Here is a 25735-nt window from a genome sequence, read left to right as displayed (position 1 = left end):
CAATATGAAAAAACGTCTTGTTTCCGGTCTACCGAGCGGTCATTTGGTGCGATTCAATGTGCGAATGGTCACACCGGCGTCCGCTCCCGCCGTCGTCACCGTGCCGCGCAGCATGCGCATCGGCTACGGTGTCGGCTCAGTCTCCACCGCGACGTTCTCCACGGTCCCCGGATTGTTGTTGTTGTTCTACATGACGAACGTCCTGGCGGTCCCCGCCTGGATCGCGGGCCTGGTGGCCTTCCTCCCCAAGATCTGGGACGTCGTCGTCAACCCGTGGGTCGGCCAGCGCTCCGACCGCACGGTCTCCCGGTTCGGCGCCCGCCGCCCGTGGATGCTGGCCGGGGCGATCGCGCTGCCCGTGACCTTCGCCGCGACGTTCGCGGGCCCGCCGCTCACCGGCCTGCCCGCCGCCGCCTACGTCGCGTTCTGCTACTTCCTCACCGCCACGGCCTACGCCCTGTACGAGGTCCCCTACAAGGCGATGGCCGCGGAGATGACCGACGACTATCACGAGCGGTCGTCGATCCTGCAGTGGAAGATGGTCTTCGTCGGCCTGGCGATCCTGCTGTCCGGCGCCGTCGCGCCCGCCATCGCGGGCACCGACGTCTCGGGCTACCGGCTCATGGGCCTGGTCATCGGGGTGGTGCTGTTCGGCTCGATGATCGCCGCCTTCCTGCTCACCGCCCGGATCCCGGTGGTCACCAGGGCCGAGTCGGAGCCGTCGATCAAGGCGCAGTTCGCCGCGGCCCGCACCAGCCGGCCGTTCATGGTGCTGCTCGGCCTGAGCTGCGCCCAGATGTTCGCCGCCGGCACGCTGCTGGCCGGCGCGCCGTACTTCGCCACGTACACCCTGGACAACCCCGCGGCCACCACCACGCTCTTCCTGTGCGTCGTCGGCCCGCTGCTGGTCACGATGCCCGGGTGGGTACGGCTGTCGCGACGCTACGACAAGCGCGGGGCGATGGTCCTGGGCTCGGCGCTGTTCCTGGCCGGCACGGTCGCGATGGCGTTCTCGGCGCAGCTCGGCGCGGTGTACGCGCACGCGTGCGTGCTGGTGGTGGGCATCGGCTACGCCGGGCTCCAGCTGCTGCAGTTCTCCATGCTGTCCGACGTGATCGTCTATGACGCGGCGGTCACCGGCAAGCGCCGGGCGGGGGTGTTCACCGGCCTGTGGACGGCCGCCGAGACCGTCGTCTTCGCCTTCGGCGCGCTCGTGCTGGGCTGGATCCTGGGGGTGTCCGGCTTCGTGGAGTCGGACCCGAAGACGCCGGTGGAGCAGCCCGAGTCGGCCATCCAGGCCGCGCTGTACGGCAGCACGCTGATCCCCGCGCTCTTCATGGGGGTCGCCATCGTGCTGACGCTGCGCTACACCCTCACCGCGGCCAAGCTCAGGGAGGCCGGGCAGCTCAAGTCTGCCGAGGCGTGACGCTCAGGCCAGCTGAGGTGTGATCACGACGAAGGCGCAGTCTCCGAAGGAGATCACGTCGCCCGGCCGGACCCTGGCCGGGCCGACGAGGCGCCAGTCGTTGAGCCGGGTGCCGTTGAGGGAGCCGAGGTCGACGAGGATCCAGTCGTCGGCGTCGCGGCGCAGCTCGGCGTGCACCCGTGAGACGGTCAGGTCGGCCAGGACCAGGTCGCAGGCCGAGCCCCGTCCGACGACGTAGCGGGTGCGGGCGTCGCCGGGCAGCGCCAGCTTGGGCAGCCGGGGACGCCGCCAGGCGGACTCCACGCGCGTGGTGAAGTCGGAGACGGAGGCGACGACCTCGGTCACCAGGCGCCGCAGGCGGCCCCGCTGGGGGAGGTCGGCGACCAGTTCGTCCAGCTCACCCTGGTTGCGGGCGCGCAACGCCATGTCGACACGGCCCAGGAACGTGTCGTGGGAGAGCCGGCCTTCGACGGCGCGGTCGCGGAGCTCGTTGATCGCACGATCACGGTCTCCGTCGGATGCGCGTGCCGGAGGATGCGTCGAGCTCATCTCCCGAGTATCGGTCCCAACGGCGACGCCTGTCCAGAATATGCGGATCTCTCGTCTTCGCTTGCCGTGACCATACTGAGTATGCATACTCAGTATGCATGGCGATCCGACAAGGGCTCCTCGCTCTGCTGAGCCGAGGACCCCGATACGGCTACCAGTTGCGCACCGAGTTCGAGGCGTCGACGGGGGCGACCTGGCCGCTCAACATCGGCCAGGTCTACACGACGCTCTCGCGCCTGGAGCGCGACGGCCTGGTGGCCTCCGGCGACCAGGACGACCAGGGCCGGGTCGTCTACTCGATCACCGAGGCCGGTCGGACCGAGATGGAGCGATGGTTCAGCACCCCCGTCGCCCAGTCCGACCGGCCGCGGGACGAGCTGGTCATCAAACTGGCGATGGCGGTGGCCGCCGGCGCGGAGGTGCGGCCGGTGATCCAGGCCCAGCGCGCCGCGACGATGCGCACGCTCCAGCGGCTCACCCGGACCAAGCGGGCGAGCACCGACGGACCGGCCCAGACGCTGGTGCTCGAATCGATGATCTTCCAGGCCGAGGCCGAGCAGCGCTGGCTCGACCACTGCGAGGCCGTGCTGGCGGCCTCCCCCCAGACGCAGGAGAAGCAAGCATGAGTTTCGAACCGGTCGTACGGCTGGCGGACGCGACCCGCGTCCACGGCGACGGCCCGCAGGCCGTACACGCCCTGAAGGGGGTGAGCCTGGAGGTCGCCGCGGGAGAGCTGGTCGCGGTCATGGGGCCCTCCGGGTCCGGGAAGTCCACCCTGCTGAACCTCGCCGGCGGTCTCGACACGCCCACCTCGGGCTCGGTGACCGTGGAGGGCACGCCGCTGACGAGCCTGACGGACAAGGAGCGCGCGGCCCTGCGCCGCAGGCGCGTCGGCTACGTCTTCCAGGACCTCAACCTGATCCCCTCGCTGACCGCCGCCGAGAACGTGATGCTCCCGCGCGAGCTGGACGGGGTGCGGGCGGGGCGGGCCCGGCGCGAGGCCCTGCAGGCCCTGGCGGAGGTGGGGCTGGAGGAGCCCGACCGCTTCCCCGACGAGCTGTCCGGCGGCCAGCGCCAGCGGGTGGCGATCGCCCGCGCGCTGGCCGGTGAGCGGCGGCTGCTCCTGGCCGACGAGCCCACCGGCGCGCTGGACACCCCCACCGGCGACGACATCCTCCGGCTGCTGCGCGCCCGCTGCGACGCCGGGGCCGCGGTGCTGCTGGTCACCCACGAGTCCCGCTACGCCGCCTGGGCCGACCGGGTGGTCTTCCTGCGCGACGGCGAGGTCGCCGACACCACCGAGGCGGAGCTGGAGACGGCCCGATGAGCGCGGAGCAGGCGGGGAACGGATCGGGGGGCCGTACAGGAAAGGGCGGAAAGGGGGAGCGCCCGCCCGCAGCCGGGCGCTCCCCGTTCGCCGCGTTCCTGGCGGCCCTGCGGATCTCCCGCCGGGACATCCGGCGGGCCAGGGGCCGCAGCGCCCTGATCATGGTCATGATCGGCCTGCCGGTCATGCTCTTCTCCGGGGCCGCGACCTGGCTCGCCACCGAGGACATCGCCCCGCACGAGTCCCTGGCCTGGGACATGGGCGCGGCCGACGCGCGGCTGGACGGATCGACGTTCGGCGAACCGGTGCGGCAGAGCGCCGACGGCAACGTCCGGTTCGACGAGGACGGGGCCCAGCCGAACCGCAACAAGCGGAGGGACCTGTCCCGGCAGGAGATCGTCTCGCTGTTCGGCCCCGGCAGCCGGGCGGTGCCCTCCCGCACTTCGTGGACGGGGTACCAGGGTCCCCGGGGATACCGGGAGATCGACGTCCGGGAGATCGACCTGAGCGACCCGATCACCGCGGGCATGTACCGCCTGCTGTCGGGGCGCCTTCCCCGGGCGGCGGGGGAGATCGCGGTGAACCCCGGCCTGGGCCTGCGTCCCGGGACGGAGATCACCCTGTCCAGGACGTCCTCCGCCGCCACGGTCGTGGGCGTGGTCGAGTCACAGAGGTATCCCCACCACAGGCAGATCGTCGCACCGCCCGGCACCGTGCTGGCCGACGGGAAGAGGGTCACCACCGAGTGGCTCGTGGACACGCCCGCGCCGGTCTCCTGGCAGAAGGTGCGCGAGCTCAACCGCAAGGGCCTCGTCGTGGCCTCCCGCGCCGTGATCACGGATCCGCCGCCGTCCGGCGACATGGAGGATCCGGCTCCCGGCGACCCGTGGCGCCTCAATGGCGTGGTGATGGCCGTCACCGGCGTCGGCCTGGTCGTGCTGGAAGTCGCGTTGCTGGCCGGTCCGGCCTTCGCCGTCGGGATCCGGCGCCGCCGCCGGGAACTGGCGCTGATCGCGGCTCAGGGCGGCAGCGCCCGTCACCTGCGCTGGATCGTGCTCGCCGACGGGCTCACCCTCGGACCGGCCGCCTCGGTGCCCGGTGCGGCGCTCGGCGTCGCGGTCGTGGCCGCGATGAGTCCGTTCGTCCACCGCGGTCCCTTCGACGTGCCGCTGAACTGGGTCGTCCTGGTGGCGCTCCTGGGTGTGGCCAGCGGCCTGCTCGCGGCGCTCGTCCCGGCCGTGCAGGCTGCGCGTACGAACGCGGTCACCGTGCTGGCGGGCCGTCGCGGGCGGGCCGTGGGTGGCAGGGGCCGGCCCGTGGCGGGTTTGGCGCTGGTGGCGGTGGGGTTGGCGCTCATCGGTCATTCAGCGCAGAACGGGAGCAGGGGATTCTGGTCGGCGGGCGACGCCGGACTGCTCGCCGGGTTCGGCCTCGGCCAGCTCGGCCTGGTCCTGCTGACGCCGTGGCTGGTCCGCGCCGCGGCGGGGACGGCCGCGCGGCTGCCGCTGCCACTGCGGATGGCCGCCCGTGACGCCGCCCGCAACCGGAGTCGCACGGCGCCCGCGGTTGCCGCGGTCATGGCCGCCGTCGCCGCGTTCACCGCGACCGCGGTGATGGCCTCCAGCGACCTCGCCCGCGCCGAGGAGCGCGACTTCCCCTCCTATCTTCCCGGCAGCGCGGTCGTGCGGCTCTTCGACGCCGAACCCCGGCTCTGGACCGAGGTCAAGCAGGCCGCCGCCGAGGCGCTGCCCGGTGTGCCGTTCGTCGAGGCGGGCGACCTCGCGGAGCCGGGAAGGTCGCTCACCGGAGTGTGGGTGACGAGCGGTGACTGCGGCGAGCCCTGCCCGGCCCTGCACTCCGGTGAGCTCGGCCCGCTGCCCGTGGGCGGGGTGGACCTGCTGCGGCACGTCCTGCGCGGGACCGATCCGGTGGCCGAGGCCGCCTTCGCCGAGGGCAAGGCGGTGGTCTTCGACCCGAGACTGATCGAGGACGGGAAAGTCTCCTTCGAGACCCGGGACGAGGCCGTCGACGTCCACAGCCTTCCCGCCGTCGCCGTGCGCGACAGGGGGCTGGTGCCGGTGGCCGGTGTGCTGCCCTCCCGGGCGGTGGCCGGGCTCGGCCTGGAGGTCCGCCACGGCCGGCTGATCGTGGATCCGGCGGTGCACCGGACCTCCGCCGAGGAGATCGAACGGCTGGACGCGGTGGTGCGCGAGGTCAGCTTCTCGGCCAATGCGCAGATCGATGACGGTATCGACCGGGACAGCACGGCGGTCCTTCTGGTCCTGGCCGTCGCCGCGACGGTGCTGGTCCTCGGCGGCACCTTCGCGGCCACCGGCCTGGCCGCCGTCGAGGGCCGGCCGGACCGGACCACGCTGGCCGCGGTGGGAGCGCCCGCCCGGGTGCAGCGGCTCCTGGTGGCCGGCCAGGCGGCGTTCATCGCCGGGCTGGGGGTGGTCACGGGCATGGTGGCCGGCATGGTGCCCGCCGTCGCCGACGCCGTCGGAGCCGCCCGCCACGAGGCCGATTGGCGCAGGATGTTGCCCGATCCCGAACGGCCGGACCAGGTGGCCGGGTTCCTGATCGACGTGCCCTGGCCCGCCCTGGCCGCCATGCTGGTCGGCCTGCCGCTGGCGGCGGCGCTCCTGGCGGGACTGTGCACCCGCACCCGCCTGCCCCTCACTCGGCGGCTGTCCTGACCGCCCCGGTCCCGGTGGGCGGGCTCTGCGCCCACCGGGACCGGGGGAGGCCTACGGCAGGGTGATGCGGATCTTGGACTGCTTGTGCGGGAGCTTCTCCCAGTCCTCCATGAACCTGGCCGCCAGGCCGTGCTTGGCGGCCAGGTCCAGCAGCGTCTCGGTGCGGTAGTAGAAGTCCTCGCGCAGGACCTGGTGCTCGCGCCCCTCGGTCCGGTCGAAGGTGAAGTCGAACCAGCCGCCGGGGCGCATGACGCGGCCCACGTGGGCGAAGCACTCCTCGATCACGTGCAGCGGGGAGTGGGAGAACACGCTGTGCGCGTGGACCACGTCGAAGGAGGCGTCGGGCAGGAACTCGAACTTCAGGTCCCTGACCGGGGTCAGGTGGGGGAGCTTGTCGCGCAGGCCGTACTGGGCCAGGGTGTGCTGGGCGGCGATGAGGATGTCGGGGGAGATGTCCAGGCCGTAGTAGCCGCCGGCGTCGAGATAGTCGATGAACAGCCGGCCGGCGCGCAGGTTGCCGCAGCCGATCTCCAGCATCCGATGGTCGGGGCGCAGGCCGTGCCCGACCAGATAGTCGAACTGCATCTTGCCCAGGGCCAGCCAGCGGTCGTGCGACTTGCTGCCGACGGCCGCCTCGGGGTTGCGCGCGGTGTCGGACTTCATCACGGCCCGGTAGTAGCTGACGTGGTCGGTGGTGCGCAGCCGCAGCCAGGTGTCCCTGGCCAGCCTCCGGAAATGGGGGACGATCCGGTTGGGGTGCCGTACGGCATAGCGGATCTGATGGATGGGGTCCGTACGGGTCATCTCAGGTCACCTGGTCCTCCGTGAGCAGGTACGCGAAAACGACCGGCCCCTGCGGAGAAGACGAGCACCGCACGACGGCCGGGCCATGGAGCCCATGCTTACCGGAACCGGGCCGTTCAAAAGTGGGGAACGGCTCGCTCCTGGCTCCCCGATTACCCGGAGCGTACGTTGCCCCGGCCACGGCTGTCCCGGATGTCCGCGAATCAGTCGCGGACATCCGGAGTGACCGGTCCCCGGCGTCGGCGCGGATCAGTCCCTGACGTCGGCGCAGACGACGTGGGCGCCCAGCTCGACCATGCGCTGCTCACTGCGGGCGTCGGCCACCCGCGCCATCAGGATCGGCGCCTCGCTCGCCGCGAGCTGCGGCAGCCGGGCGCGCACCCCGCGGTGCAGGTCCCGCACCACGTCCTCGGCCGCGGACATGTGCACCTTGACGTGCAGCATGATGCCGGTGGCGCCGGAGGCCGTGCGCGCTTCGGAGATCCACACGTGGTGGATGAGCGGGAAGTCCGCCAGGAGCTGGGCGATCGCCACGCGCAGCGCGGGCAGGATCGGGTGGGTGCAGCGCTTGTAGCCGGGATCGACCATCTGCATCGGCCCCGACAGGTGCGGGCGCGGCGCGGGGATCCAGGGCTGCTCGGCCGGGGAGGACGCGGGGGTCCTGGGCGGGCTCGACTGCGCGGCCGGGCTCACCTGTGTCATCGGGCGCATCGTTGAGGTCCGCGACACCGTGGCCATCGCCCCGGTGGCGTACGCGGTCGGCGCGGCGCCGGACAGGGCCGGGGTCGGGCCGCTGCGGGTGGAGCGCAGGTACCGGTGCAGGTCCTCGATCGGCACCGCCGCCGCGGTGGGCCCGGCCGCGTCGATCACGATCTCCCGGACGCCGGTGACGCGCTGGATGTCGAGGATGGTGTCGGCGTCGCACTCCGACAGGGAGTGGGTGCCGTGGTGCCGTGCGTAGGTCTCGGCCGAGGTGTATCCGAGCAGAACTCGTTCACCGGCCTGGGTCGTGCCGAGGACGACGGAGCGGTCCGGCCGTACGGCGACCAGAAGTCCCCATTCGGCCAACGCCGCCAGCAGCCGATGCGGACCGCCGTGCTGCGCGAGCACGTCGCCGAGAGCGGGGTTCCCGATGCTCATATGACGAACGATAGGTAGAGGACCACGGCTTATGAGGGTAATCGGGAAGATTTATGGCAAGCAATACCAACTTCAAGGTTCGGCGAATGAGATTCGGCGGGAAGGGTACCGGGCGAGGCCAGGGCGCCGGAGAGCGGTTCCCCACAGGACTCGTGCGAGCCGTGGGAACGGGGGTGCGTCAGGGGCGCCCGGCGGGGCCCTCGTCTCGGATCGCAGGACGGCGCGGGCGTCCGGCGTCTCGGATCCCGGGACACTCGTGAACGCGTTCACAAGCGCCGATAGACTGCGTGAGGTCCGTGCAGCCTTCCCGTCCCTAAGGAACCACCAGTGAACAAGCCCGTCGTACTGGTCGCAGAGGAACTCTCCGAGGCCGGTCTTGCGGTCCTGGGCGCGGACTTCGAAGTCCGCCACACCGATGGCGCCGACCGCGCCCAGTTCCTGCCCGCCCTCGCCGAGGTGGACGCGCTGATCGTGCGCAGCGCCACCCAGGTGGACGCCGAAGCCATCGCCCACGCGCCCAGGCTCCGCGTCGTCGCCCGCGCGGGCGTCGGCCTGGACAACGTGGACGTGGAGGCCGCGACGAAGGCCGGCGTGATGGTCGTCAACGCTCCCACCTCCAACATCACCAGCGCCGCCGAGCACACCGTCGCGCTGATCCTCGCCTCGGCCCGCAACGTCGCCCAGGCGCACGCCGCCCTCAAGGGCGGGGAGTGGAAGCGGTCGAAGTACACCGGTGTCGAGCTCGACGAGAAGGTCGTCGCCATCCTCGGCCTCGGCAAGATCGGCCAGCTGGTGGCCCAGCGCCTGCAGCCGTTCGGCGTCCAGCTGATCGCCTACGACCCCTACCTGCAGCCGGCCCGCGCCGCGCAGATGGGCGTGCGCCTGGTGTCGCTGGAGGAGGCTCTGCGCGAGGCAGACTTCATCACCGTGCACCTGCCCAAGTCGAAGGAGACCATCGGTCTCATCGGCGAGAAGGAACTGCAGATCGTCAAGCCGTCGGCCCGCCTGATCAACGTGGCCCGCGGCGGCATCATCGACGAGAACGCCCTCTACGCCGCGATCAAGGAGGGCCGCGTCGCCGGCGCCGGCATCGACGTGTTCCCCAAGGAGCCCGTCACCGACAGCCCGCTGTTCGAGCTGGACCAGGTCGTCGTCACCCCGCACCTGGGCGCCTCCACCCACGAGGCCCAGGAGAAGGCCGGCACCCAGGTCGCCCGCAGCGTGAAGCTCGCCCTGGCCGGCGAGTTCGTGCCGGACGCGGTCAACGTCCAGGGCGGCGCCGTCGCCGAGGACGTCAAGCCGGGCCTGCCGCTGGCCGAGAAGCTCGGCCGGCTGTTCACCGCCCTGGCCGGGGAGGTCGCCACCAAGCTCGACGTCGAGGTCCGCGGCGAGATCGCCTCCCAGGACGTCCGGGTGCTGGAGCTGGCCGCCCTCAAGGGCGTCTTCACCGACGTCGTCGAGGACTCCGTCACCTACGTCAACGCCCCGCTCCTGGCCAAGGACCGCGGCGTGACCGTGGAGCTGGTCACCAGCTCCGAGAGCCCCGACTGGCGCAACGTGGTGACCGTCCGCGGCGTCCTGGCCGACGGCCGCACCGTCTCGGTCTCGGGCACGCTGTCCGGCCCGCGCCAGATCACGAAGATCGTCGAGGTCAACGGCTACGAGATGGAGATCGAGCCGACCGACCACCTGTCGTTCTTCACCTACTCCGACCGCCCCGGCGTCGTCGGCATCGTCGGCCGCATCCTCGGCGACCACGGCATCAACATCGCCTCGATGCAGGTCTCCCGGGACACCAAGGGCGGCAAGGCGCTCATCGCCCTGACCGTCGACACCGCCATCCCGGCGGAGGTCGTCGACCAGATCACCTCCGAGATCGGCGCCGACAGCGGCCGCTCGGCGGACCTGGCCGAGTAGCCCGCGGGCCCCTCGTCTCACCCGGCCGCCGTCCCCGCGAGGGGGCGGCGGCCGTCTCAGCATGTGGGAAGTCGGTACGGCGGGCGAGACGCTGTTCCGATGGCCAGGTAACCTGGGATCAAATGCGCCAGGTTCTCGTACTCATTACCTGCCGCGGCGGGGCCTGACAGACAGGCCGGCGACCCGCCGCGGTGTGGTGGCGTTCGCTGGCCGAAGTCCCGTCGCCGGTCCGTGACCCGGGCCCGCGACCTCAGGTCCGGTCCGGCTCCGCCGATCGGAAGTCCGGACCACTCCCCTCCACTGCTTCCGTGCGACACGAGACGAGACTCACCATGTACGACATGTATCCCTGGAACCGTCCCGAGGACACCGAGGACGAGGCGGCCAACGCCGTCCAGACTGCGCTGGACCGTCGTGACAACGGCGGCGCGCCCACCCGCTGAGACGCCCGATCTGTCCGCTATCTGAGATCAGTATCCGATAATCGAGACGGAGCGGTAGGGTTCCCGCATGGACTCGCGCAACATTCGTCTGGCAGTGATCCCCGGCGACGGGATCGGGGTCGAGGTCGTCACCGAGGGCCTGAAGGTCCTGGACGCCGTGGGCGGCAAGGTGGAGACCACCACCTACGACCTCGGCGCCAAGCGCTACAACAGCACCGGTGAGATCCTTCCCGACGTCGTCCTGGACGAGCTGCGCGGATACGACGCCATCCTGCTCGGCGCGATCGGCGACCCCAGCGTGCCCCCGGGCGTGCTGGAGCGCGACCTGCTGCTCAAGCTCCGCTTCGAGCTCGACCACTACGTGAACCTGCGCCCGGTCAAGCTCTTCCCGGGCGTGGAGACCCCGCTGGCCAAGTCCCGGCCCGAGGACATCGACATGATCGTCGTCCGTGAGGGCACCGAGAGCCTGTACGCCGGGGCCGGCGGCGTGCTGCGCCGCGGCACGCCGCACGAGGTCGCCACCCAGGAGTCGCTGAACACCGCCTTCGGCGTCGAGCGCGTCGTGCGCTACGCCTTCGAGCAGGCGCTGGCCCGTCCCCGCAAGAAGCTGACGCTGGTCCACAAGACCAACGTGCTGACCTTCGCGGGCGACCTGTGGGCCCGCACGGTCGACCGGGTCAGCCTGGAGTACCCCGACGTGCAGACCGACTACTGCCACGTCGACGCGGCCTCGATGTTCTTCGTCACCCAGCCGGAGCGGTTCGACGTGATCGTCACCGACAACCTCTTCGGCGACATCATCACCGACATCGGCGCCGCCGTGGCCGGTGGCATCGGCCTGGCCGCCAGCGGCAACATCAACCCCGACGGGACCGCGCCGAGTATGTTCGAGCCGGTCCACGGCAGCGCCCCCGACATCGCCGGCCAGGGCAAGGCCGACCCCACCGCCACGATCCTGTCGGTCGCCATGCTCCTGAACCACCTGGGCCTGAGCGGGCAGGCCGCCCGGGTCGAGCAGGCCGTCGCCGACGACCTGCTGGAGCGCCAGACCAACTGGACGGCCCGGACCACCCACGAGATCGGCGACGACATCACCGCCCGAGTAGCCGGCTGAGAGCCGCCCACTCGACATTCCGGACGCGCCCGGCGGCTCCCTGAGAGAGCCGCCGGGCGCGTCTTTGTGCATTAGGGCGCCCCGGCCCTGCCGGTGAGCTCTCCGGATGCAGTAGTTTCCCGTTACCCGGTCCATCGCAGAATGGACTAAAGGGTAGACCCGCCACGAAGAGAAGGATCTCCGTCATGACCACTGCTCAGAAGCTCAGCTTCGACGTGCAGACCTCCGATCACGCTCGCACCGCGGCCGAGCGCGAGCAGGTACTGGCGAGCCCCGGTTTCGGGCAGGTCTTCACCGACCACATGATCTCGATCGACTACACCGAGGGCCGCGGCTGGCACGACGCGCGGCTCATGCCGTACGGCCCGCTGCTGCTGGACCCCTCGACCTCGGTCTTCCACTACGCGCAGGAACTGTTCGAGGGGCTCAAGGCCTACCGCCAGGAGAGCGGGTCGATCGTCTCCTTCCGACCGCAGGCCAACGCCGCGCGCTTCAACACCTCCGCCCGGCGCATGGCCATGCCCGAGCTGCCCGAGGAGACGTTCGTGGAGTCGCTGGAGCTGCTGGTGCAGACCGACCGCGACTGGGTGCCCACGACCCCGGGCCACAGTCTCTATCTGCGCCCCTTCATGATCGCCACGCAGTCGGCGCTCGGCGTCAACTACCCCTCGCAGACCTACAAGTACATGGTGATCGCCTCCCCGGCCGCCGCCTACTTCGGCGCCAGCCAGGCGGTCTCGGTGTGGCTGTCGACGGAGTACACCCGGGCGGCCCCCGGCGGCACCGGCTTCGCCAAGTGCGGCGGCAACTACGCCGCGGCCTTCGTGGCCCAGCGCCAGGCCGTCGAGCAGGGCTGTGACCAGGTGGTCTGGCTGGACGCCTTCGAGCACCGCTACGTCGAGGAGATGGGGGGCATGAACCTGTTCTTCGTCTACGGCGACCGCCTGCTCACCCCGGCCCTGACCGGCACCCTGCTGCCGGGCATCACCCGCGACTCGATCCTCACCCTCGCCGGCGACCTCGGCCTCAAGGCCGAGGAGGGCCGCCTGTCGATCGAGGAGTGGCAGGAGGGCTGCGAGTCCGGCGAGCTCACCGAGGTCTTCGCCTGCGGCACCGCCGCGGTGGTGACCCCGGTCGGCTCGGTCAAGGGCGCCGACCGCGCCTGGAGTGTCGGCGACGGCACCCCCGGCGAGGTCACCATGCGCATCCGCGAGGAACTGACCGGCATCCAGTACGGCACCCGCCCCGACCCGCACGGCTGGGTGCACAAGATCTGCTGACCTTCTCCGGGTCTTCAGGAGGGTGGGCGCTCCGCGTCTTCAGAAGCGGCCGCCCTCGTCCCACGGTATGGAGAGAGCCCGCCCACCCGGGCTCTCTCCATGTCGCCCCCCATATCGGGGGCTTGGCCGGGAGGATTGTGAGATCGGGCCGGTAGCGGTCCATCTGAGGTCCGAGAAAGAGATAGATGTCAGGCCGGAGGCGCCAACCGCGACCGGCGACGGTGGGAGCAAGCTGCATCAGGAGCTCGTGGATGGCGTTGCTGCGGTCTCCGGTGGGCGACTCCCTCACCACGATCCGGCCGTTGGTGAGTTCGACGCGGCGATCCGGCCACTGTGCGGCGATCTCCGGGAGACGTCTCTCCAGCTCTGTCTCAGTGACTTCGCCGGATTCTCTGAGCGGTCAATCGAGAACCTCTGCCATGGGTCCATCGTCCCCTCCCCGTGGTTGGGCGCGACGTGTTTGACGCGCGACGTAAAGTAATCGGAAAGATTTCCGCCCGCAGGGAGCCCGCCGGACTTCTCGTCAGTGTTTTCGAATCATGGTCAGGCCGTCGGCGATGGGGAGCATGATCGAGGTGACCCGGGGGTCGGCGGCGACCATGTCGTTGAACGCGCGCATCGCCGTGGTGGTCTCGTCGTGCTCCTGGGGGTGGGCGACCTTGCCGTGCCACAGGGTGTTGTCGACCAGGATCAGGCCGCCGGGGGTCAGGTAGGACATGATGATCTCGTAGTAGACGCCGTAGTTCTCCTTGTCGGCGTCGATGAAGGCCAGGTCGACGGCCGGGAACGTGGGCAGGTCGTGCAGCCGCTCGGCGGCGTCGCCGATCCGCAGGTCGATGCGGCCCGCGACGCCGGCCTTCTCCCAGTAACGCCTGGCGACCGACGTCCACTCCTCGCTGATGTCGAAGCAGTTGAGCTTGCCCCTGGCCGTCAGGCCGCGGGCGATGCAGATGGCGGAGTAGCCGGTGAAGGTGCCCACCTCGACGGCGTTCCTGGCGCGGGTGAGCTGGGCGATCATGGTGAGGAAGCGGCCCTGGTCCGGGGCGATCTGCATGATCGCCCGGTCGCCCATGAGCTCGCGCGTCTCCATGGCCAGCGCCTCGAGCACGTCGTCGGGCCCGGTGGTGTGGGCCAGGAGATACTGGCCGACGGCCGCTTCGAGATAAGTCGCCTTCATAACCCCTATTCTGGCCGGTGAGTCCGGTATCGAACACACGGGGTGCGCATCCGGTCGCCCACCGTACGTCTCGTATCCTGAGATCGATGTGTCAGATGGTGTCGGCGTGTGGCAGACTCCGAGGCATCATGTCCTATGGTCTGCTCATTATCGGCAGGCGCGCTGGCTGACAAGGGACACCGCCAGCGCGCAGACCTCTCACGTCCGTGAGGGGTCTTTCTTGTTTCTCAGGCCGAAGCGAGCGCGCGGCGAGGCATCGGACCGCGAAGGAGAAGACCAATGACCGACGACCGCTTCCACGTGTACGACACGACGCTGCGTGACGGAGCCCAACAGGAGGGGCTCAACCTCACGGTGGTGGACAAGCTGGCCATCGCGCGGCACCTGGACGGCCTGGGCGTCGGCTTCATCGAAGGGGGCTGGCCCGGGGCCAACCCCAAGGACACCGAGTTCTTCCGGCGGGCTCGAACAGAGCTCGACCTGAAGCACGCGCAGCTCGCCGCGTTCGGCGCGACCCGCCGGGCCGGTGTGAAGGCAGCCGACGACCCACTGGTGGCCGCACTGCGCGAATCCGGCGCGCCGGTCGTGACCCTTGTCGCCAAGAGCCACGACCGGCACGTGGAGCTGGCCCTCCGCACGACTCTCCAGGAGAACCTCGCGATGATCCGCGACACGGTCTCTCATCTCCGTGCGGAGGGACAGCGGGTCTTCCTCGACGCCGAGCACTTCTTCGACGGCTACAAGTCCAACCCAGCGTACGCGCTGGAGGTGCTGCGCACCGCCGCCGAGGCGGGCGCCTCGGTGATCGCGCTGTGCGACACCAACGGCGGCATGCTCCCCGACGAGCTGGCCGACGTCGTCCACGAGGCGGTCGGCACCGGGGCCCGCATCGGCATCCACTGCCACGACGACACCGGCTGCGCGGTGGCCAACACCCTGGCCGCGGTCAAGGCGGGCGCCACCCACGTGCAGGGCTGCGCCAACGGGTACGGCGAGCGCTCCGGCAACGCCAACCTGTTCACGGTCGTGGCCAACCTCCAGCTCAAGCGGGGCTTCGACCTGGTCCCGCGGGAGTCGCTGGCCGACATGACCCGCATCGCGCACGCGATCACCGAGGTCACCAACGTCACCCCGAACTCCCACGCCCCCTACGTCGGCGTCTCCGCCTTCGCGCACAAGGCCGGGCTGCACGCCAGCGCCATCAAGGTCGACCCCAACCTCTACCAGCACATCGACCCGGCCCAGGTCGGCAACGACATGCGCATGCTGGTCTCCGACATGGCCGGGCGCGCCTCGGTCGAGCTCAAGGGGCGCGAGCTGGGCTACGAGCTGTCGCCGGAGACCTCCCGCGACCTGGTGGAGCGGGTCAAGGAGCTGGAGGCGCGCGGCTACACCTTCGAGGCCGCCGACGCCTCCTTCGAGCTGCTGCTGCGCGACACCGTGGCGGGCGAGCGCAGGCGGCACTTCGAGGTCGAGTCCTGGCGGGTGATCGTCGAGCGGAACCGGGGCGGCGAGCTGATCAGCGAGGCCACCGTCAAGCTGCACGCCAAGGGCGAGCGGATCGTCGCCACCGGCGAGGGCAACGGCCCGGTCAACGCCCTGGACAAGGCGGTGCGGGCGGCGCTGGAGCGGCTCTACCCGGAGCTGGCCGGGGTCGAGCTGATCGACTTCAAGGTGCGGATCCTGGAGGGCACCCACGGCACCGACGCGATCACGCGCGTGCTGATCACCTCCAGCGACGCCACCGGCGAGTGGGCCACCGTGGGCGTCGACGAGAACATCATCGACGCCTCCTGGCAGGCCCTGGAGCAGGCCGTGACCTACGGGCTGCTGCGGGCGGGGCACCACGCGGACTGACCCAGGGGGTTCCCTGCGAACGGGAGGGGGGGTACGGCGGCGGCCGTACCCCCCTCCCGTCAATGGGGCGGTGTCAGGAGAGCTTCGAGCCGCTCACCCGGAGGCTGACCGCGCCGTCGGAGGTCTCCACGCTGACCTTGCCGCCGGAGCACGAGACCGAGGGCTCGCCGGTGCCGGGCACCACCACGGTGAGCAGCGACCCGGTCGAGGCGGCGGAGACGACCGCGGGGGAGGCCTGCTTCTTCAGGTAGGCGGGGGAGACCCAGCCCTGGTAGGGGTCGGACGCGCCACGCACGACCTTCGAGGTGACCGGCGTGCAGGACGGCATCGCCACCTGGACGAGCGCCGCCTTCCAGCCGGACTTGTCCTTGACCACGACCCGGCCGCCGCCGCTCGACACCTTCGACAGGTCCGCCGCCAGGTGCCAGACGGTGCGGACCTTCGAGCCCTTGGGCACGGTGTCCAGCACGGCCATCACGTCCCGCCCGTGGTTGACCAGGACCGAGCGGGTGCGCGGCACGCCGTACGCCTTGTCGGTGAGCCGGAAGCTCTGCCGGTCCTCGCCGACGGAGGAGCCGGTCAGGGCCGTGGAGGTCCCGGGCCGGAAGCGGGCCCCGGCCACGATCGGCACGTTGTGCGCCTCGGGGGACATCGTCCAGCGGCGGTAGCCGGTGTTCTCATAGGAGTGGAATCCCACGTCGACCAGGACGTCGCGGCCCTGGGCGTAGTAGGTCACGCCGAGGTGGTCCTCGTGGCCGTGGTACTTGGCCCCGGGGCCGAAGCGGATGGAGTAGAACGCCGACTCCGGCTTGTCCCACGCGGTGCGGCCGTAGACGTAGCCGTTGCCGAACACCTTCACGGTCTTCTTCGGGTGCTCGTACCCGACCGGGCGCACGTCCGCGCCGCCGTCGCCGATGGGCACCATGAAACCGTTGGGCTGGGTGGAGTGGGAGATGAAGCCCTCCAGCGACTTCCACCGCTCCTCGATCGAGGCCGGCACCTTCCTGCCGCACGCCTCGATGTTGCTCATCGCCACCTTGAGCCGGTCGTAGACGTAGATGGCGTAGCGGGGGGCCTGCTCGCGCAGCGCGCCCTGGGAGTCGACGTCGATCCGGACCGTCTCGGTCAGGCGGCGGATCGCCAGCCCGGACCACTCGTCGCGGTTGTAACGGCAGCCGATGCCCAGCAGCGCGATGTCCTGGTCGATGCCGTGGTTGTGGCCCTTCTCGTACAGGGCCGGGTTGGAGAGCATCTTGGCGTGCTCGGCCAGGCTCCCGGTCAACCAGGAGCCGCCGACGTGCCTGCTCAGGCAGACGAGGGCGGGGGCGCGCAGCGCGATCGGGTGCTCCTGCCAGGCGTACGGGCTGCCGCCGCCGCGCAGCGGGTTGTCCTTCACCCAGTCCTGGGCGATCTCGGTGGCGCGCGCCAGGTAGGAACGTTCCCCGGTGTTCTCGTAGTCGGCGACCAGCCGGCCCATCCAGCGCAACGAGTGGAAGACCATGCTCCAGGAGCGGTTGCGGTAGGGGTCGGTCCGCCAGTTGACGTTCTTGCCGACCTCGACCGCGGGCAGGTCGAGGAAGCTCAGCCGCCCGTCCATGATGTCCGGCGAGGTCGGAGTCGCCGGCAACCAGTCGCCCTGGCACTCGGCCGTGCGTTTGACCTTGTCCGTCGCCTCCGATGTCCCTGTCATCCCGCCGCTGGTCAGGAGGAGAGCGATGGAGAGTGCGATTGCTTGTGTGCGGCGGCGCACGCCTGTTCCTTCCGGGACTGGTGGGAGAGCTGATTATGCTGTCCGAATCCCACCAAACCGGTCAAGCCGAGAGATGACCTTCGCGGACATCGTTAGCAACTAGATGCGGGGAACAGGTTTGAGCGGCGGTCAGCCGCCTCGATGAGTCTCGGAGAGCCCCGGACGGAGTTTCCGACGTTTTCCGACGGAGCCCTCCGGACGGAGCCCTCCGGACGGAGTCCTCAACCGGCGACCTCCGCGGGCTCCTGCCGGGTGCTCGCCCAGATGTCCGGGCGCGGCAGCGGCCGGTCGGCTCCGACCGCGGCCGTCCACTCGGCGGTGGTGGCCACCGCCGCGAAGTTGGAGGCCATCACCACCAGCACGTGGCGGTGCACCTCCTCGGCGGTCAGCCGCCCCGCCGGGGTGGACAGCGCGACGGTCCCGGTCGCGTCCGACAGGAACTCCACGGCCAGGCCCCGGTGGTAGGCGTCGCGGGCGGTGGACTCGTCGCAGTTCTGCGTCATGTACCCCGCGACGGTCACCGTGTCGATCTCCCGGGCCTCCAGCCACGCGCCGAGGCCGGTGCGGGCGAAGGCGGAGGCCATCGTCTTGTCCACCAGGAGGTCGTACGGCCTGCCCGCCACCTCCTCGCGCAGCTCCCACCCGTGCCCGCCGGAGGCGAAGATCGGGGATCCGGCCGGGGCCGTGTGCCGGACCACGACCACCGGGACGCCGTGCGCGCGGGCGGTGTCCATCGCGGACAGGACGCTGGCCAGGCTCTCCTCGCGCGGAGGGTGGGCGATCGGCAGGTCACCGGTGAAGTACTCGTTCTGGACGTCGATGACGACGAGGGCTCGCTTCATGCCTCCCAGCCTGGAGCGGCCGGCGGCGTCCGCGTGAGGGCGGCCTCAGCCACCCACCGAGAGATTCGCGCCAAAGGTCTCCCGGTAGGCCGTCGGGGAGACCCCCACGTGACGGCGGAAGTGCGGGCGCAGCGCCACCGCCGAGGCGAAGCCCGCCCGGCGGGCCACCTGCTCGACCGGCTCGGCCGTCGTCTCCAGCAGCCGCTGGGCGTGCAGGACCCGCTGGTGCAGCAGCCACTGCGCGGGAGTGGTCCCGGTGACCTGGCGGAAGCGCCGGTCGAAGGTACGCCTGCTCATCAGCGCCCGGGCCGCCAGGCCGTCCACGGTGAGCTCGCGGTCCAGGTGCCGCAGGGCCCAGTCGAGGGTGTCGCCGAACGGGTCGCCGGTGGCCGGGGCGGGGACGGGATGGTCGATGTACTGCGCCTGGCCTCCGGACCGGTGGGGCGGCGTGACCAGCCCGCGGGCGATGCTGTTGGCCGCCTGGGTGCCGTGCGAGCGGCGCACGAGGTGCAGGCAGAGGTCGATGCCGCCGGTGCTGCCCGCGGAGGTGAGGATGTCGCCCTCGTCCACGTAGAGCACGTCGGGCCGGACCTCGACGCGCGGGTGCATCGAGGCCAGCAGCCCGGCGTAGCGCCAGTGGGTGGTGGCCGGGCGCCCGTCCAGCAGGCCGGTGGCGGCCAGCACGAACGTGCCCAGGCACAGCGAGACCACCGTCGCGCCCGCGGAGTGGGCCCGGCGCAGCGCCTCCAGCGCCTCGTCCGGGGGCGGGTCGTCGACCGACGGCCGCCGCCAGGTCGGCACGATGACCAGGTCGGCGCCCTCCACGGCGTCCAGGTCGTGCGGCGCGGCGAGGGTGACGCCCGCGTCCGTGCGGACCGGGCCGCCCTCGGCGGCGATCACCCGCACGTCGAACTCCGGCCGGTCCTCCCGCCGCTCGCCGAACACCGCGATCGGCACCGAGGCCTCGAACAGGGGGATCCGGTCGAACATCAGCACCGCGACCGTGGAGAACCCCATGGCGGGATCCTATCGGTCGGCGGTATTCCAGCCACTCGTCTCGTGAGGCCGTACGTGGCGGGATCCTATCGGTCGATGACCTCCCGGCCACTCGTCCGGCGGACCGTACCCGGTGATCCTGGTCCCATGAGACTCGCCGACATCGTGATCCCCGAGACGCCCGCCGCCCGCGCCGCGCTGGAGGCGGCCACCGCCTACTGCCCGCCCGCGCTGCTCAACCACTCGATCCGGGCCTACCTGTGGGCCGCGGCCTACGCCGACCGGCGGGGCATCGCCTTCGACGCCGAGCTGCTCTACGTCTCCTCGATGTTCCACGACATCGGCCTGGTGGCGGAGTTCGACAGCCACACGGTGCCCTTCGAGGAGGCAGGGGGCCACGTGGCGTGGATCTTCTGCGCGGGCGCGGGCTGGCCGGTCGAGCGCCGCGTGCGCGCCTCCGAAGTGATCGTCCGCCACATGTGGGACGAGGTCGACGTCGCCCAGGACCCCGAGGGCCACCTGCTGGAGCTGTCCACCGGCCTCGACATCTCCGGCCGCAACCCCCAGGACTGGCCCGAGGACCTCCGCGCCGAGGTCCTGGAGAGCTACCCCCGCCTCGGAATCGCCGAGGAGTTCACCGCCTGCATCACCGCCCAGGGCACCCGCAAGCCCGACAGCCTCGCCGGCGGCTTCGTCCGCAACGGCGTGGCCGCCCGCATCGCCGCCAACGCCCTGGACAGGTAAGCCCTGAGGGGGCGGGTACGGCGGGCCGTCTGCGGGGCGTGTTCACGGTGGGCCGGGTGCTGCCCACCCGTGAGGCGCGTCCGTGGTGGGCCAGGTGCTGCCCACCCGGGCTGCGCCGCACGACAGCCGAGCCGGCCCACGGCACGGGGCGTTCACGGCATCCGAGCAGCCGGACACCGGAGCAGCCGTGACGAAGGGCGGGCGAGGAGCGCCGGGTGGGCACCGGGGTCCACTGCCTGGTGACCAGTCTGAAGGTCAGGAGCGATGGCCTGGGCACCGCCACAGGTCCTGACGATTCGATGAGCGCTGACGCCGAGGCCGTCCTCGGCGCTGATCTACCGGAACCGCCCGGCGTCCTGGCGCCCGCGGCGGACCCGGCTGCGATACGGCGCGGCGTCGGTGGGCGACACCCGGCCCACCGCAGACCCGCTCCACGGGCGGGCGGCACACGGCTGACCACGCACCGCCGTACCCGCTCTCAGCCTCAGGACCCACCCGTACGGCGGGCAGTGGTCAGGCCTTGGGGCCGGTGCTCTGGACGACTTCGAAGGACCAGATCTCGGACCCCGAGGCGGCCGGGCCCTGGCCGTGACCATGTCCGTGGCCGTGACCCTGGCCCTGCGCCTGCCCGTGTCCGTGACCCTGGGCGCCCGCCTCGGCGGCGGCCTGGGCGTGGCCGCGCTGGAAGGCCTGGCTCTCGGTCCAGCGGGTGAAGTCCTCCTCGGACCGCCAGCGGGTGTAGACCATGTACCGGTCGGTGCCCTCCATCGGGCGCAGCAGCTCGAACCACTCGAACCCGTCGGCCGACTCCACCATCCCGGCCCGGTTCGAGAACCTGCGCTCCAGTTCCTCGCGCATCTCCGCGGGCACGGTCAGAACGTTGATCTTCACAACCGACATCGTCGCCTCCTCACGTGACTTCCACGATCACCCTACGGGCCCCGGCCCGGGCGATGCCCACGCGGTGGTCTTCGGCGGGCCGGGCTTGACCTTGCGGTATGCCAGCACGACCACCGCGCCCACGAGCCATCCGGTCAGGAGCCCGAAGAGCACGCCGTCGCCGACCAGGAAGGCGATCGGCAGGATCTCGTAGTCCAGCGATGTCCAGCGATGTCCAGCGATGTCCAGCGATGTGGTGATCCGGGTGATGAAGAGGGCGGGCAGGCGGAGCAGACTGACGAAGCCGCCCGCCAGCGCCGTACAACCCCAGCCGAGCAGGAAGAGGCCGACCGCGCCGCCCACCCATCCGAAGACGAGGACCCGGGTGGCGGCGACCTCCCTGCGGAACCGCGCCCCCTGGCTTGTCTTTACCTGCTCTCCGGCCCGGCGGGCGCAGCGGGCACGAAGATTCACAGGACACCCCTTAGCCTTGGGGGGTGCGTATAGCGAGGTTCTCCACAGGTGAAGGTGTCGGATTCGGCGTGGTCGAGGGCGGGCCGGGGGAGGAGTTCATCTCCGCGATCTCGGGGCACCCGTTCGGCCCGATCCAGTTCACCGGCGAGCGCCACTCGCTCTCCCAGGTCAGGCTGCTCGCGCCCATGCTGCCCAGCAAGGTCGTGGCCATCGGCAAGAACTACGCCGACCACGCCCGTGAGATGGGCGGCGAGGTCCCCGACGAGCCGCTGGTCTTCCTGAAGCCGTCCACCTCGGTGATCGGCCCGGCCGAGGCCATCGCCTATCCGACCGCGCTGTCGGAGCGGGTCGACTACGAGGGCGAGCTGGCCGTGGTGATCGGCCGGCTCTGCCGGGAGGTCCCGGTCGAGCGGGCCCACGAGGTGATCTTCGGCTACACCTGCGCCAACGACGTCACGGCCAGGGACCTGCAGAAGAAGGACGTTCAGTTCACCCGGGCCAAGGGCTTCGACACCTTCTGCCCGCTCGGCCCGTGGATCCAGACCGAGCTCGACCCGGCCGACCTGGGCATCACCACGACGGTGAACGGCGAGGTACGGCAGAGCTCGCGCACCTCCAAGCTCATGTACGACATCCCGGCGCTGATCGCCCACGTGAGCGCGGTCATGACCCTCATCCCCGGCGACGTCATCCTGACCGGGACGCCCGAAGGGGTCGGCCCGCTCCAGGTCGGGGACGAGGTCAGCGTCGCCATCGAAGGTATCGGCACTCTCACCAACCGGGTGGTTCCCCGTGATTAGGGTTCGTTTCGCTCCCTCGCCCACCGGCATGTTCCATGTCGGCGGCGCCCGCACCGCGCTGTTCAACTGGGCGCTGGCCCAGCAGGCGGGCGGCCGGTTCGTCCTGCGCATCGAGGACACCGACGCCACCCGCAACCGCCCGGAGTGGACCGAGGGCATCCTCTCGGCCCTGGCCTGGATCGGGATCAGCGAGGAGAGCCCGGTCTTCGAGGGACCGTTCTTCCAGTCGGCCTTCGAGCCGCAGCACCGCGAGGCCGTCGCCAAGCTGCTGGCCGACGGCAAGGCGTACTACTGCGACTGCACCCGTGAGCGGCTCCAGGAGCGCACCGGCTCCGAGCACAAGGGCTACGACGGCTTCTGCCGCGACCGCGGCCTGACCGAGGGCGCGGTGCGCTTCCGCACCCCCGACGAGGGCGTCACCGTCGTGGACGACCTGATCCGCGGCCGGGTGGAGTTCCCCAACGACGCCCAGGAGGACTTCGTCATCGCGCGCAGCGACGGCTCCCCGCTGTATGTGCTGGCCAACGCCGTCGACGACATCACCCAGGGCATCACCCACGTGGTCCGCGGCGAGGAGCACCTGGGCAACGCCCAGCGCCAGGAGCTGCTGTGGCCCGCGCTGGGTGCCAACCCGCCGGTCTGGGCGCACCTGCCGGTCATCGTCAACGAGCAGCGCAAGAAGCTCTCCAAGCGCCGTGACAAGGTCGCCCTGGAGTCCTACCGCGAGGAGGGCTACCTGGCCGAGGCGATGGTCAACTACCTGATGCTGCTCGGCTGGGGCCCCGGCGAGGACCGGGAGATCATGCCCTGGTCGGAGATGATGCCGCTGTTCAAGCTGGAGAGCGTCAACTCCGCCAGCGCCTTCTTCGACGAGAAGAAGCTGCGCGCCTTCAACGGCGAGTACATCCGGGCGCTGTCCCCCGACGAGTTCGTCAAGCGGGTCGAGCCCTGGCTCGACGCCGACTGGGACCGCGCGACCTTCGCCAAGGTCGCCGAGCTGGCCCAGACCCGCGTCGCCGTGCTGTCCGAGATCAGCGCGAACGTCGACTTCCTCTTCCTGGACGAGCCCTTCTTCGACCAGGCCTCGTGGGACAAGGCGATGAAGGGCCCGGCCGCGGAGATCCTCAGCGGCTATCTCGCCCGCCTGGAGACGGCGGAGATGGACCCCGAGTCCCTGAAGACCGCCCTGGAGGAGGTCGGCGCCGAGCACGGCCTCAAGCTCGGCAAGGCGCAGGCGCCGGTCCGGGTGGCGATCACCGGCCGGACCGTCGGCCTGCCGCTGTTCGAGTCGATCGAGGTCCTCGGCCGCGAGCGCTCCACAGCCCGGCTGCGGGCCGCTCTGGAGCGTCTGCAGGGCTGACGACGGTCTTCACCGCACCGGGTACGGCCTCCGCCGCACCCGGTGCGCTCTTCCGCACGCCCGGTACGGCTCTCGCCGCGCGGAGCACGGCCTCCGCGGGACCGGGCACGGCTCCCGCGAGGCCGAGGGCGGCTCCGGCGGCCATGGCCAGCCAGACGCCGGTGACGCCGAGCGCGGAGCCGAGCGCGTAGGCCAGCGGCAGCTGGACCGCGAACCCCGCCAGCGTGGCGGCCAGCAACCGGCCGCCCCTGCCGCTCGCCTGGAGCACCCCGCCGAAGGCGATCAGGCCGCCGAACGGGACGAGGTACAGCGTCGCCCAGCGCAGGAAGTCCACGGCCTGGACGGCCACCGCCGGATCGCCGGTGAACAGCCCGGCCGCGGGCGCCGCGACCGCGTTGAGCACGGCGGCCACGGCCGCCCCCGTGGCCAGGCCGTACCGCAGCACGGGCTCGGCCGTCGGCCCGGCTCCGCCGCTCCGCGCGGCGGACGTGGCGACCGGTCCGGCTCCGCCGTCCTCCGGGACGGGCGGGGCCGTCGCCGTGGCGGGGCCGGTACGCGTCCCGGCGGGTTGCGCGGCGGGGTGTGACGCGCCCGAGCGGGCGGTCCGGATAAGTGCGGCCTGGCGCAGGGCGTAGAACGCCATCACCCCGGCGAGCATGATCTTCATGCCGATGCCGTACCCGGCCAGTGCCGTGACCCCGAACCCGGCGACCAGGTCGACCAGGAGCATGCCCACCAGGGACCTGGCCAGGAAGTCGCCCGACATGGGCAGGCCGGTGCGGACGACGGCCGCGGCGTCGGCGAGGTTCGCGCGGGCCCGCCCTACCCCGGCCTGTGCCCGCCGGGACAGCAGCACCAGGGAGACGGCGAGGGCGAGCAGCCTGGCCAGGACGGTGGCCAGGGCCGCGCCCGGCACGCCCAGGCCGAGGCCGTAGATGAACAGCGGGTCGAGGGCGATCACCAGGGCGTTGCAGAGCAGCGCGGTGCGCATCGGCGTCCCGGTGTCGCCGTGCCCCTTGAAGATCCCGTCCACCAGGGTCTGGGCGAACAGGACCGGGATCCCGGCCATGGAGACCAGATAGAAGTCCGCCGTCAGCCCGGCCGTCACGGCGTCGCCGGTGAACAACCGGGCCAGCGGCTCGCGGAGCAGCACCCCGGCGACCGCCAGGGACAGGCCGGCGGCCCCGCACAGCAGCCACGCCGTACGGATCACCGGGGCGGTCGGTTCGCGGCCGTCCCGCCTGCCGACGAGCACGGTCGTGCCCGTCGCGACGGTCAGGATCATCCCCAGGGCGAGGTGTTCGGTGGTGGTCGCGATCGTCACCGCGCCCACGGCGGCGCTGCCCAGGCCGGACACCCACAGCAGGTCGATCAGGCCGACCGCCACCACGGCGCTCAGCAGTTCCACGTAGACGGGCAGGGCGAGACGGGCCAGCTTCATCGGTTACCTCGATTCGATTTATATCGATTAGAGGTATAGCGATACGATGCGCCCATGGCAAGCGGAGACCTGACCCTGTCGATCCTCGGGCTCCTCGGCGAGGGGCCGATGCACGGCTACGAGCTCAAGGCCCGCATCCACCGGCTCAGCGGCCATCTCCGCCCGGTCAGCGACGGCGCCCTCTACCCGGCCATCACCCGGCTGGAGAAGGGCGGGCTCGTGGAGCGGCACGAGGAGGAGGGGGCCGGAGCCGCCCGCCGTCAGGTGCTGACCCTGACCGACGCCGGGCGGGCCGAGCTGCTGCGGCGGCTGCGCGAGCCGGCCGATCTCGACATCAGCGACCAGACCCGCTTCTTCGGGCTGCTGACCTTCCTGTCCCAGCTGCCCGGGCGCGCCGACCGGGCCAGGGTGCTCCGCCGCCGCCTGGCCTTCCTGGAGACCCCCGCGAGCTTCTTCTACGAGGAGGACAGGCCGCTGCGGGCCGAGGAGGTCCCCGACCCCTTCCACCGCGGCATGCTGCTGATCGCCCGGGCCACCGGGGACGCCGAGAAGCGGTGGCTGAGGGAGACCCTCGCAGAGCTGGAGTCCTGACGACCCCGGCCGCGCTCCTGATCGCAGGGACCGTGGAGACCGCGGAGACGGCCGGGGCCCGCCGGGGTCGTCCCGGCGGGCCCCGGACAGTCCCGGAGGGGCGCAGCGAGCACTGGGGCCCGTTAGAG

At 71.3% G+C, this 25735-nt stretch carries 23 protein-coding genes; 13 read left to right on the top strand and 10 right to left on the bottom strand.

Annotation, left to right across the window (positions count from 1 at the left end):
* Positions 1-64: 64 nt before the first annotated feature.
* On the top strand, positions 65-1426 hold the full coding sequence (locus Psi01_RS15380; RefSeq protein ID WP_239127699.1) for an MFS transporter: 1362 nt from the start codon (positions 65-67) through the stop codon (positions 1424-1426).
* A 3-nt stretch (positions 1427-1429) separates the two neighbouring features.
* Here the strand turns inward: Psi01_RS15380 and Psi01_RS15375 are convergent, their stop codons facing one another.
* Entirely contained in the window at positions 1430-1975 is a 546-nt protein-coding gene (locus Psi01_RS15375) for a DUF1707 and FHA domain-containing protein (protein WP_204064675.1), read from the bottom strand.
* Positions 1976-2073: 98 nt separating this feature from the next.
* Between Psi01_RS15375 and Psi01_RS15370 the strand changes: the two genes are divergently transcribed.
* From Psi01_RS15370 to Psi01_RS15360, 3 genes are read left to right on the top strand one after another with little or no spacing between them, the layout of a single operon-like run.
* A complete protein-coding gene (locus Psi01_RS15370) occupies positions 2074-2601 on the top strand; it encodes a PadR family transcriptional regulator (RefSeq protein ID WP_204064674.1) in 528 nt (175 codons plus the stop codon).
* Positions 2598-3302: an ABC transporter ATP-binding protein gene (locus Psi01_RS15365; protein WP_204064673.1), complete on the top strand. Its 705-nt coding sequence runs from the start codon at positions 2598-2600 to the stop codon at positions 3300-3302. Before Psi01_RS15370 ends, Psi01_RS15365 begins: the two co-directional genes overlap by 4 nt.
* The gene (locus tag Psi01_RS15360) at positions 3299-5998 is read left to right on the top strand and encodes an FtsX-like permease family protein (RefSeq protein ID WP_204064672.1); all 2700 of its coding nucleotides are present in this window, start codon (positions 3299-3301) and stop codon (positions 5996-5998) included. The genes Psi01_RS15365 and Psi01_RS15360 overlap by 4 nt, the downstream gene beginning before the upstream one ends.
* A 51-nt stretch (positions 5999-6049) precedes the next feature.
* Here Psi01_RS15360 and Psi01_RS15355 read toward each other — a convergent pair whose 3' ends face one another.
* Positions 6050-6802: a class I SAM-dependent methyltransferase gene (locus tag Psi01_RS15355; protein WP_204064671.1), complete on the bottom strand. Its 753-nt coding sequence runs from the start codon at positions 6800-6802 to the stop codon at positions 6050-6052.
* Between the two features lie 249 nt (positions 6803-7051).
* The gene (locus Psi01_RS15350) at positions 7052-7942 is read right to left on the bottom strand and encodes a hypothetical protein (RefSeq protein WP_204064670.1); all 891 of its coding nucleotides are present in this window, start codon (positions 7940-7942) and stop codon (positions 7052-7054) included.
* A 327-nt stretch (positions 7943-8269) separates the two neighbouring features.
* Between Psi01_RS15350 and serA the strand changes: the two genes are divergently transcribed.
* The 4 genes from serA (at position 8270) to Psi01_RS15335 (ending at position 12696) form a co-directional block, all read left to right on the top strand.
* Positions 8270-9859, top strand: coding sequence for a phosphoglycerate dehydrogenase (gene serA / locus Psi01_RS15345; RefSeq protein ID WP_204064669.1), 1590 nt, complete (start codon positions 8270-8272; stop codon positions 9857-9859).
* Between the two features lie 308 nt (positions 9860-10167).
* On the top strand, positions 10168-10302 hold the full coding sequence (locus Psi01_RS44110) for a hypothetical protein (protein ID WP_275424526.1): 135 nt from the start codon (positions 10168-10170) through the stop codon (positions 10300-10302).
* Positions 10303-10369: 67 nt separating this feature from the next.
* Positions 10370-11416, top strand: coding sequence for a 3-isopropylmalate dehydrogenase (locus Psi01_RS15340; protein ID WP_204064668.1), 1047 nt, complete (start codon positions 10370-10372; stop codon positions 11414-11416).
* 176 nt (positions 11417-11592) lie between these two features.
* A complete protein-coding gene (locus Psi01_RS15335) occupies positions 11593-12696 on the top strand; it encodes a branched-chain amino acid aminotransferase (protein WP_373872496.1) in 1104 nt (367 codons plus the stop codon).
* A gap of 523 nt (positions 12697-13219) precedes the next feature.
* Here Psi01_RS15335 and Psi01_RS15330 read toward each other — a convergent pair.
* On the bottom strand, positions 13220-13873 hold the full coding sequence (locus tag Psi01_RS15330) for an O-methyltransferase (RefSeq protein ID WP_204064666.1): 654 nt from the start codon (positions 13871-13873) through the stop codon (positions 13220-13222).
* Between the two features lie 279 nt (positions 13874-14152).
* On the opposite strand from Psi01_RS15330, the gene cimA reads away from it, so the two are divergent.
* A complete protein-coding gene (cimA, locus tag Psi01_RS15325; RefSeq protein WP_204064665.1) occupies positions 14153-15730 on the top strand; it encodes a citramalate synthase in 1578 nt (525 codons plus the stop codon).
* A 73-nt stretch (positions 15731-15803) separates the two neighbouring features.
* Here the strand turns inward: cimA and Psi01_RS15320 are convergent, their stop codons facing one another.
* From Psi01_RS15320 to Psi01_RS15310, 3 genes are all read right to left on the bottom strand, one after another.
* Complete coding sequence (locus tag Psi01_RS15320) at positions 15804-17420, bottom strand: heparinase II/III domain-containing protein (protein WP_239127697.1); 1617 nt, start codon at positions 17418-17420, stop codon at positions 15804-15806.
* 281 nt (positions 17421-17701) lie between these two features.
* Entirely contained in the window at positions 17702-18322 is a 621-nt protein-coding gene (locus tag Psi01_RS15315; protein ID WP_204064663.1) for a cysteine hydrolase family protein, read from the bottom strand.
* A 45-nt stretch (positions 18323-18367) separates the two neighbouring features.
* Positions 18368-19339 (bottom strand): helix-turn-helix domain-containing protein, encoded by a 972-nt coding sequence (locus tag Psi01_RS15310; protein ID WP_204064662.1) that lies wholly within the window; start codon positions 19337-19339, stop codon positions 18368-18370.
* A gap of 126 nt (positions 19340-19465) precedes the next feature.
* Here Psi01_RS15310 and Psi01_RS15305 point away from each other — a divergent pair, with 126 nt between their 5' ends.
* Complete coding sequence (locus Psi01_RS15305; protein WP_204064661.1) at positions 19466-20062, top strand: HD domain-containing protein; 597 nt, start codon at positions 19466-19468, stop codon at positions 20060-20062.
* Positions 20063-20575: 513 nt separating this feature from the next.
* On the opposite strand, the gene Psi01_RS15300 is transcribed toward Psi01_RS15305, so the two are convergent.
* Both Psi01_RS15300 and Psi01_RS15295 read right to left on the bottom strand, forming a co-directional pair.
* Positions 20576-20962, bottom strand: coding sequence for an antibiotic biosynthesis monooxygenase family protein (locus Psi01_RS15300; protein ID WP_204064660.1), 387 nt, complete (start codon positions 20960-20962; stop codon positions 20576-20578).
* A gap of 27 nt (positions 20963-20989) precedes the next feature.
* Positions 20990-21415 carry a hypothetical protein gene (locus Psi01_RS15295; RefSeq protein ID WP_204064659.1) on the bottom strand — a complete coding sequence of 142 codons (426 nt, stop codon included), beginning with the start codon at positions 21413-21415 and terminating at the stop codon, positions 20990-20992.
* Positions 21416-21438: 23 nt separating this feature from the next.
* Here Psi01_RS15295 and Psi01_RS15290 point away from each other — a divergent pair, with 23 nt between their 5' ends.
* Both Psi01_RS15290 and gltX read left to right on the top strand, forming a co-directional pair.
* The gene (locus Psi01_RS15290; RefSeq protein ID WP_204064658.1) at positions 21439-22215 is read left to right on the top strand and encodes a fumarylacetoacetate hydrolase family protein; all 777 of its coding nucleotides are present in this window, start codon (positions 21439-21441) and stop codon (positions 22213-22215) included.
* A 28-nt stretch (positions 22216-22243) separates the two neighbouring features.
* On the top strand, positions 22244-23575 hold the full coding sequence (gltX, locus tag Psi01_RS15285; protein WP_239127743.1) for a glutamate--tRNA ligase: 1332 nt from the start codon (positions 22244-22246) through the stop codon (positions 23573-23575).
* On the opposite strand, the gene Psi01_RS15280 is transcribed toward gltX, so the two are convergent.
* Positions 23469-25016, bottom strand: a complete 1548-nt coding sequence (locus Psi01_RS15280; protein ID WP_204064656.1) for an MATE family efflux transporter — start codon at positions 25014-25016, stop codon at positions 23469-23471. The genes gltX and Psi01_RS15280 overlap by 107 nt on opposite strands.
* A 54-nt stretch (positions 25017-25070) precedes the next feature.
* On the opposite strand from Psi01_RS15280, the gene Psi01_RS15275 reads away from it, so the two are divergent.
* Positions 25071-25607: a PadR family transcriptional regulator gene (locus Psi01_RS15275; RefSeq protein WP_204064655.1), complete on the top strand. Its 537-nt coding sequence runs from the start codon at positions 25071-25073 to the stop codon at positions 25605-25607.
* Positions 25608-25735 lie beyond the last annotated feature (128 nt).

Source organism: Paraplanobispora siamensis, from assembly GCF_016863175.1.
Classification (GTDB): Bacteria; Actinomycetota; Actinomycetes; order Streptosporangiales; family Streptosporangiaceae; genus Planobispora; species Planobispora siamensis.
The sequence above is the reverse complement of the archived record's forward strand: the minus strand, read 5'-3'. Positions and strand labels throughout refer to the sequence as shown.

Coding starts and splice junctions, on each gene's coding strand:
- Psi01_RS15380 (WP_239127699.1), top strand. CDS start 65: ATGGTCACACCGGCGTCCGCTCCCGCCGTCGTCACCGTGCCGCGCAGC.
- Psi01_RS15375 (WP_204064675.1), bottom strand. CDS start 1,975: ATGAGCTCGACGCATCCTCCGGCACGCGCATCCGACGGAGACCGTGAT.
- Psi01_RS15370 (WP_204064674.1), top strand. CDS start 2,074: ATGGCGATCCGACAAGGGCTCCTCGCTCTGCTGAGCCGAGGACCCCGA.
- Psi01_RS15365 (WP_204064673.1), top strand. CDS start 2,598: ATGAGTTTCGAACCGGTCGTACGGCTGGCGGACGCGACCCGCGTCCAC.
- Psi01_RS15360 (WP_204064672.1), top strand. CDS start 3,299: ATGAGCGCGGAGCAGGCGGGGAACGGATCGGGGGGCCGTACAGGAAAG.
- Psi01_RS15355 (WP_204064671.1), bottom strand. CDS start 6,802: ATGACCCGTACGGACCCCATCCATCAGATCCGCTATGCCGTACGGCAC.
- Psi01_RS15350 (WP_204064670.1), bottom strand. CDS start 7,942: ATGAGCATCGGGAACCCCGCTCTCGGCGACGTGCTCGCGCAGCACGGC.
- Psi01_RS15340 (WP_204064668.1), top strand. CDS start 10,370: ATGGACTCGCGCAACATTCGTCTGGCAGTGATCCCCGGCGACGGGATC.
- Psi01_RS15330 (WP_204064666.1), bottom strand. CDS start 13,873: ATGAAGGCGACTTATCTCGAAGCGGCCGTCGGCCAGTATCTCCTGGCC.
- cimA (WP_204064665.1), top strand. CDS start 14,153: ATGACCGACGACCGCTTCCACGTGTACGACACGACGCTGCGTGACGGA.
- Psi01_RS15320 (WP_239127697.1), bottom strand. CDS start 17,420: ATGACAGGGACATCGGAGGCGACGGACAAGGTCAAACGCACGGCCGAG.
- Psi01_RS15315 (WP_204064663.1), bottom strand. CDS start 18,322: ATGAAGCGAGCCCTCGTCGTCATCGACGTCCAGAACGAGTACTTCACC.
- Psi01_RS15310 (WP_204064662.1), bottom strand. CDS start 19,339: ATGGGGTTCTCCACGGTCGCGGTGCTGATGTTCGACCGGATCCCCCTG.
- Psi01_RS15305 (WP_204064661.1), top strand. CDS start 19,466: ATGAGACTCGCCGACATCGTGATCCCCGAGACGCCCGCCGCCCGCGCC.
- Psi01_RS15300 (WP_204064660.1), bottom strand. CDS start 20,962: ATGTCGGTTGTGAAGATCAACGTTCTGACCGTGCCCGCGGAGATGCGC.
- gltX (WP_239127743.1), top strand. CDS start 22,244: ATGTTCCATGTCGGCGGCGCCCGCACCGCGCTGTTCAACTGGGCGCTG.
- Psi01_RS15280 (WP_204064656.1), bottom strand. CDS start 25,016: ATGAAGCTGGCCCGTCTCGCCCTGCCCGTCTACGTGGAACTGCTGAGC.
- Psi01_RS15275 (WP_204064655.1), top strand. CDS start 25,071: ATGGCAAGCGGAGACCTGACCCTGTCGATCCTCGGGCTCCTCGGCGAG.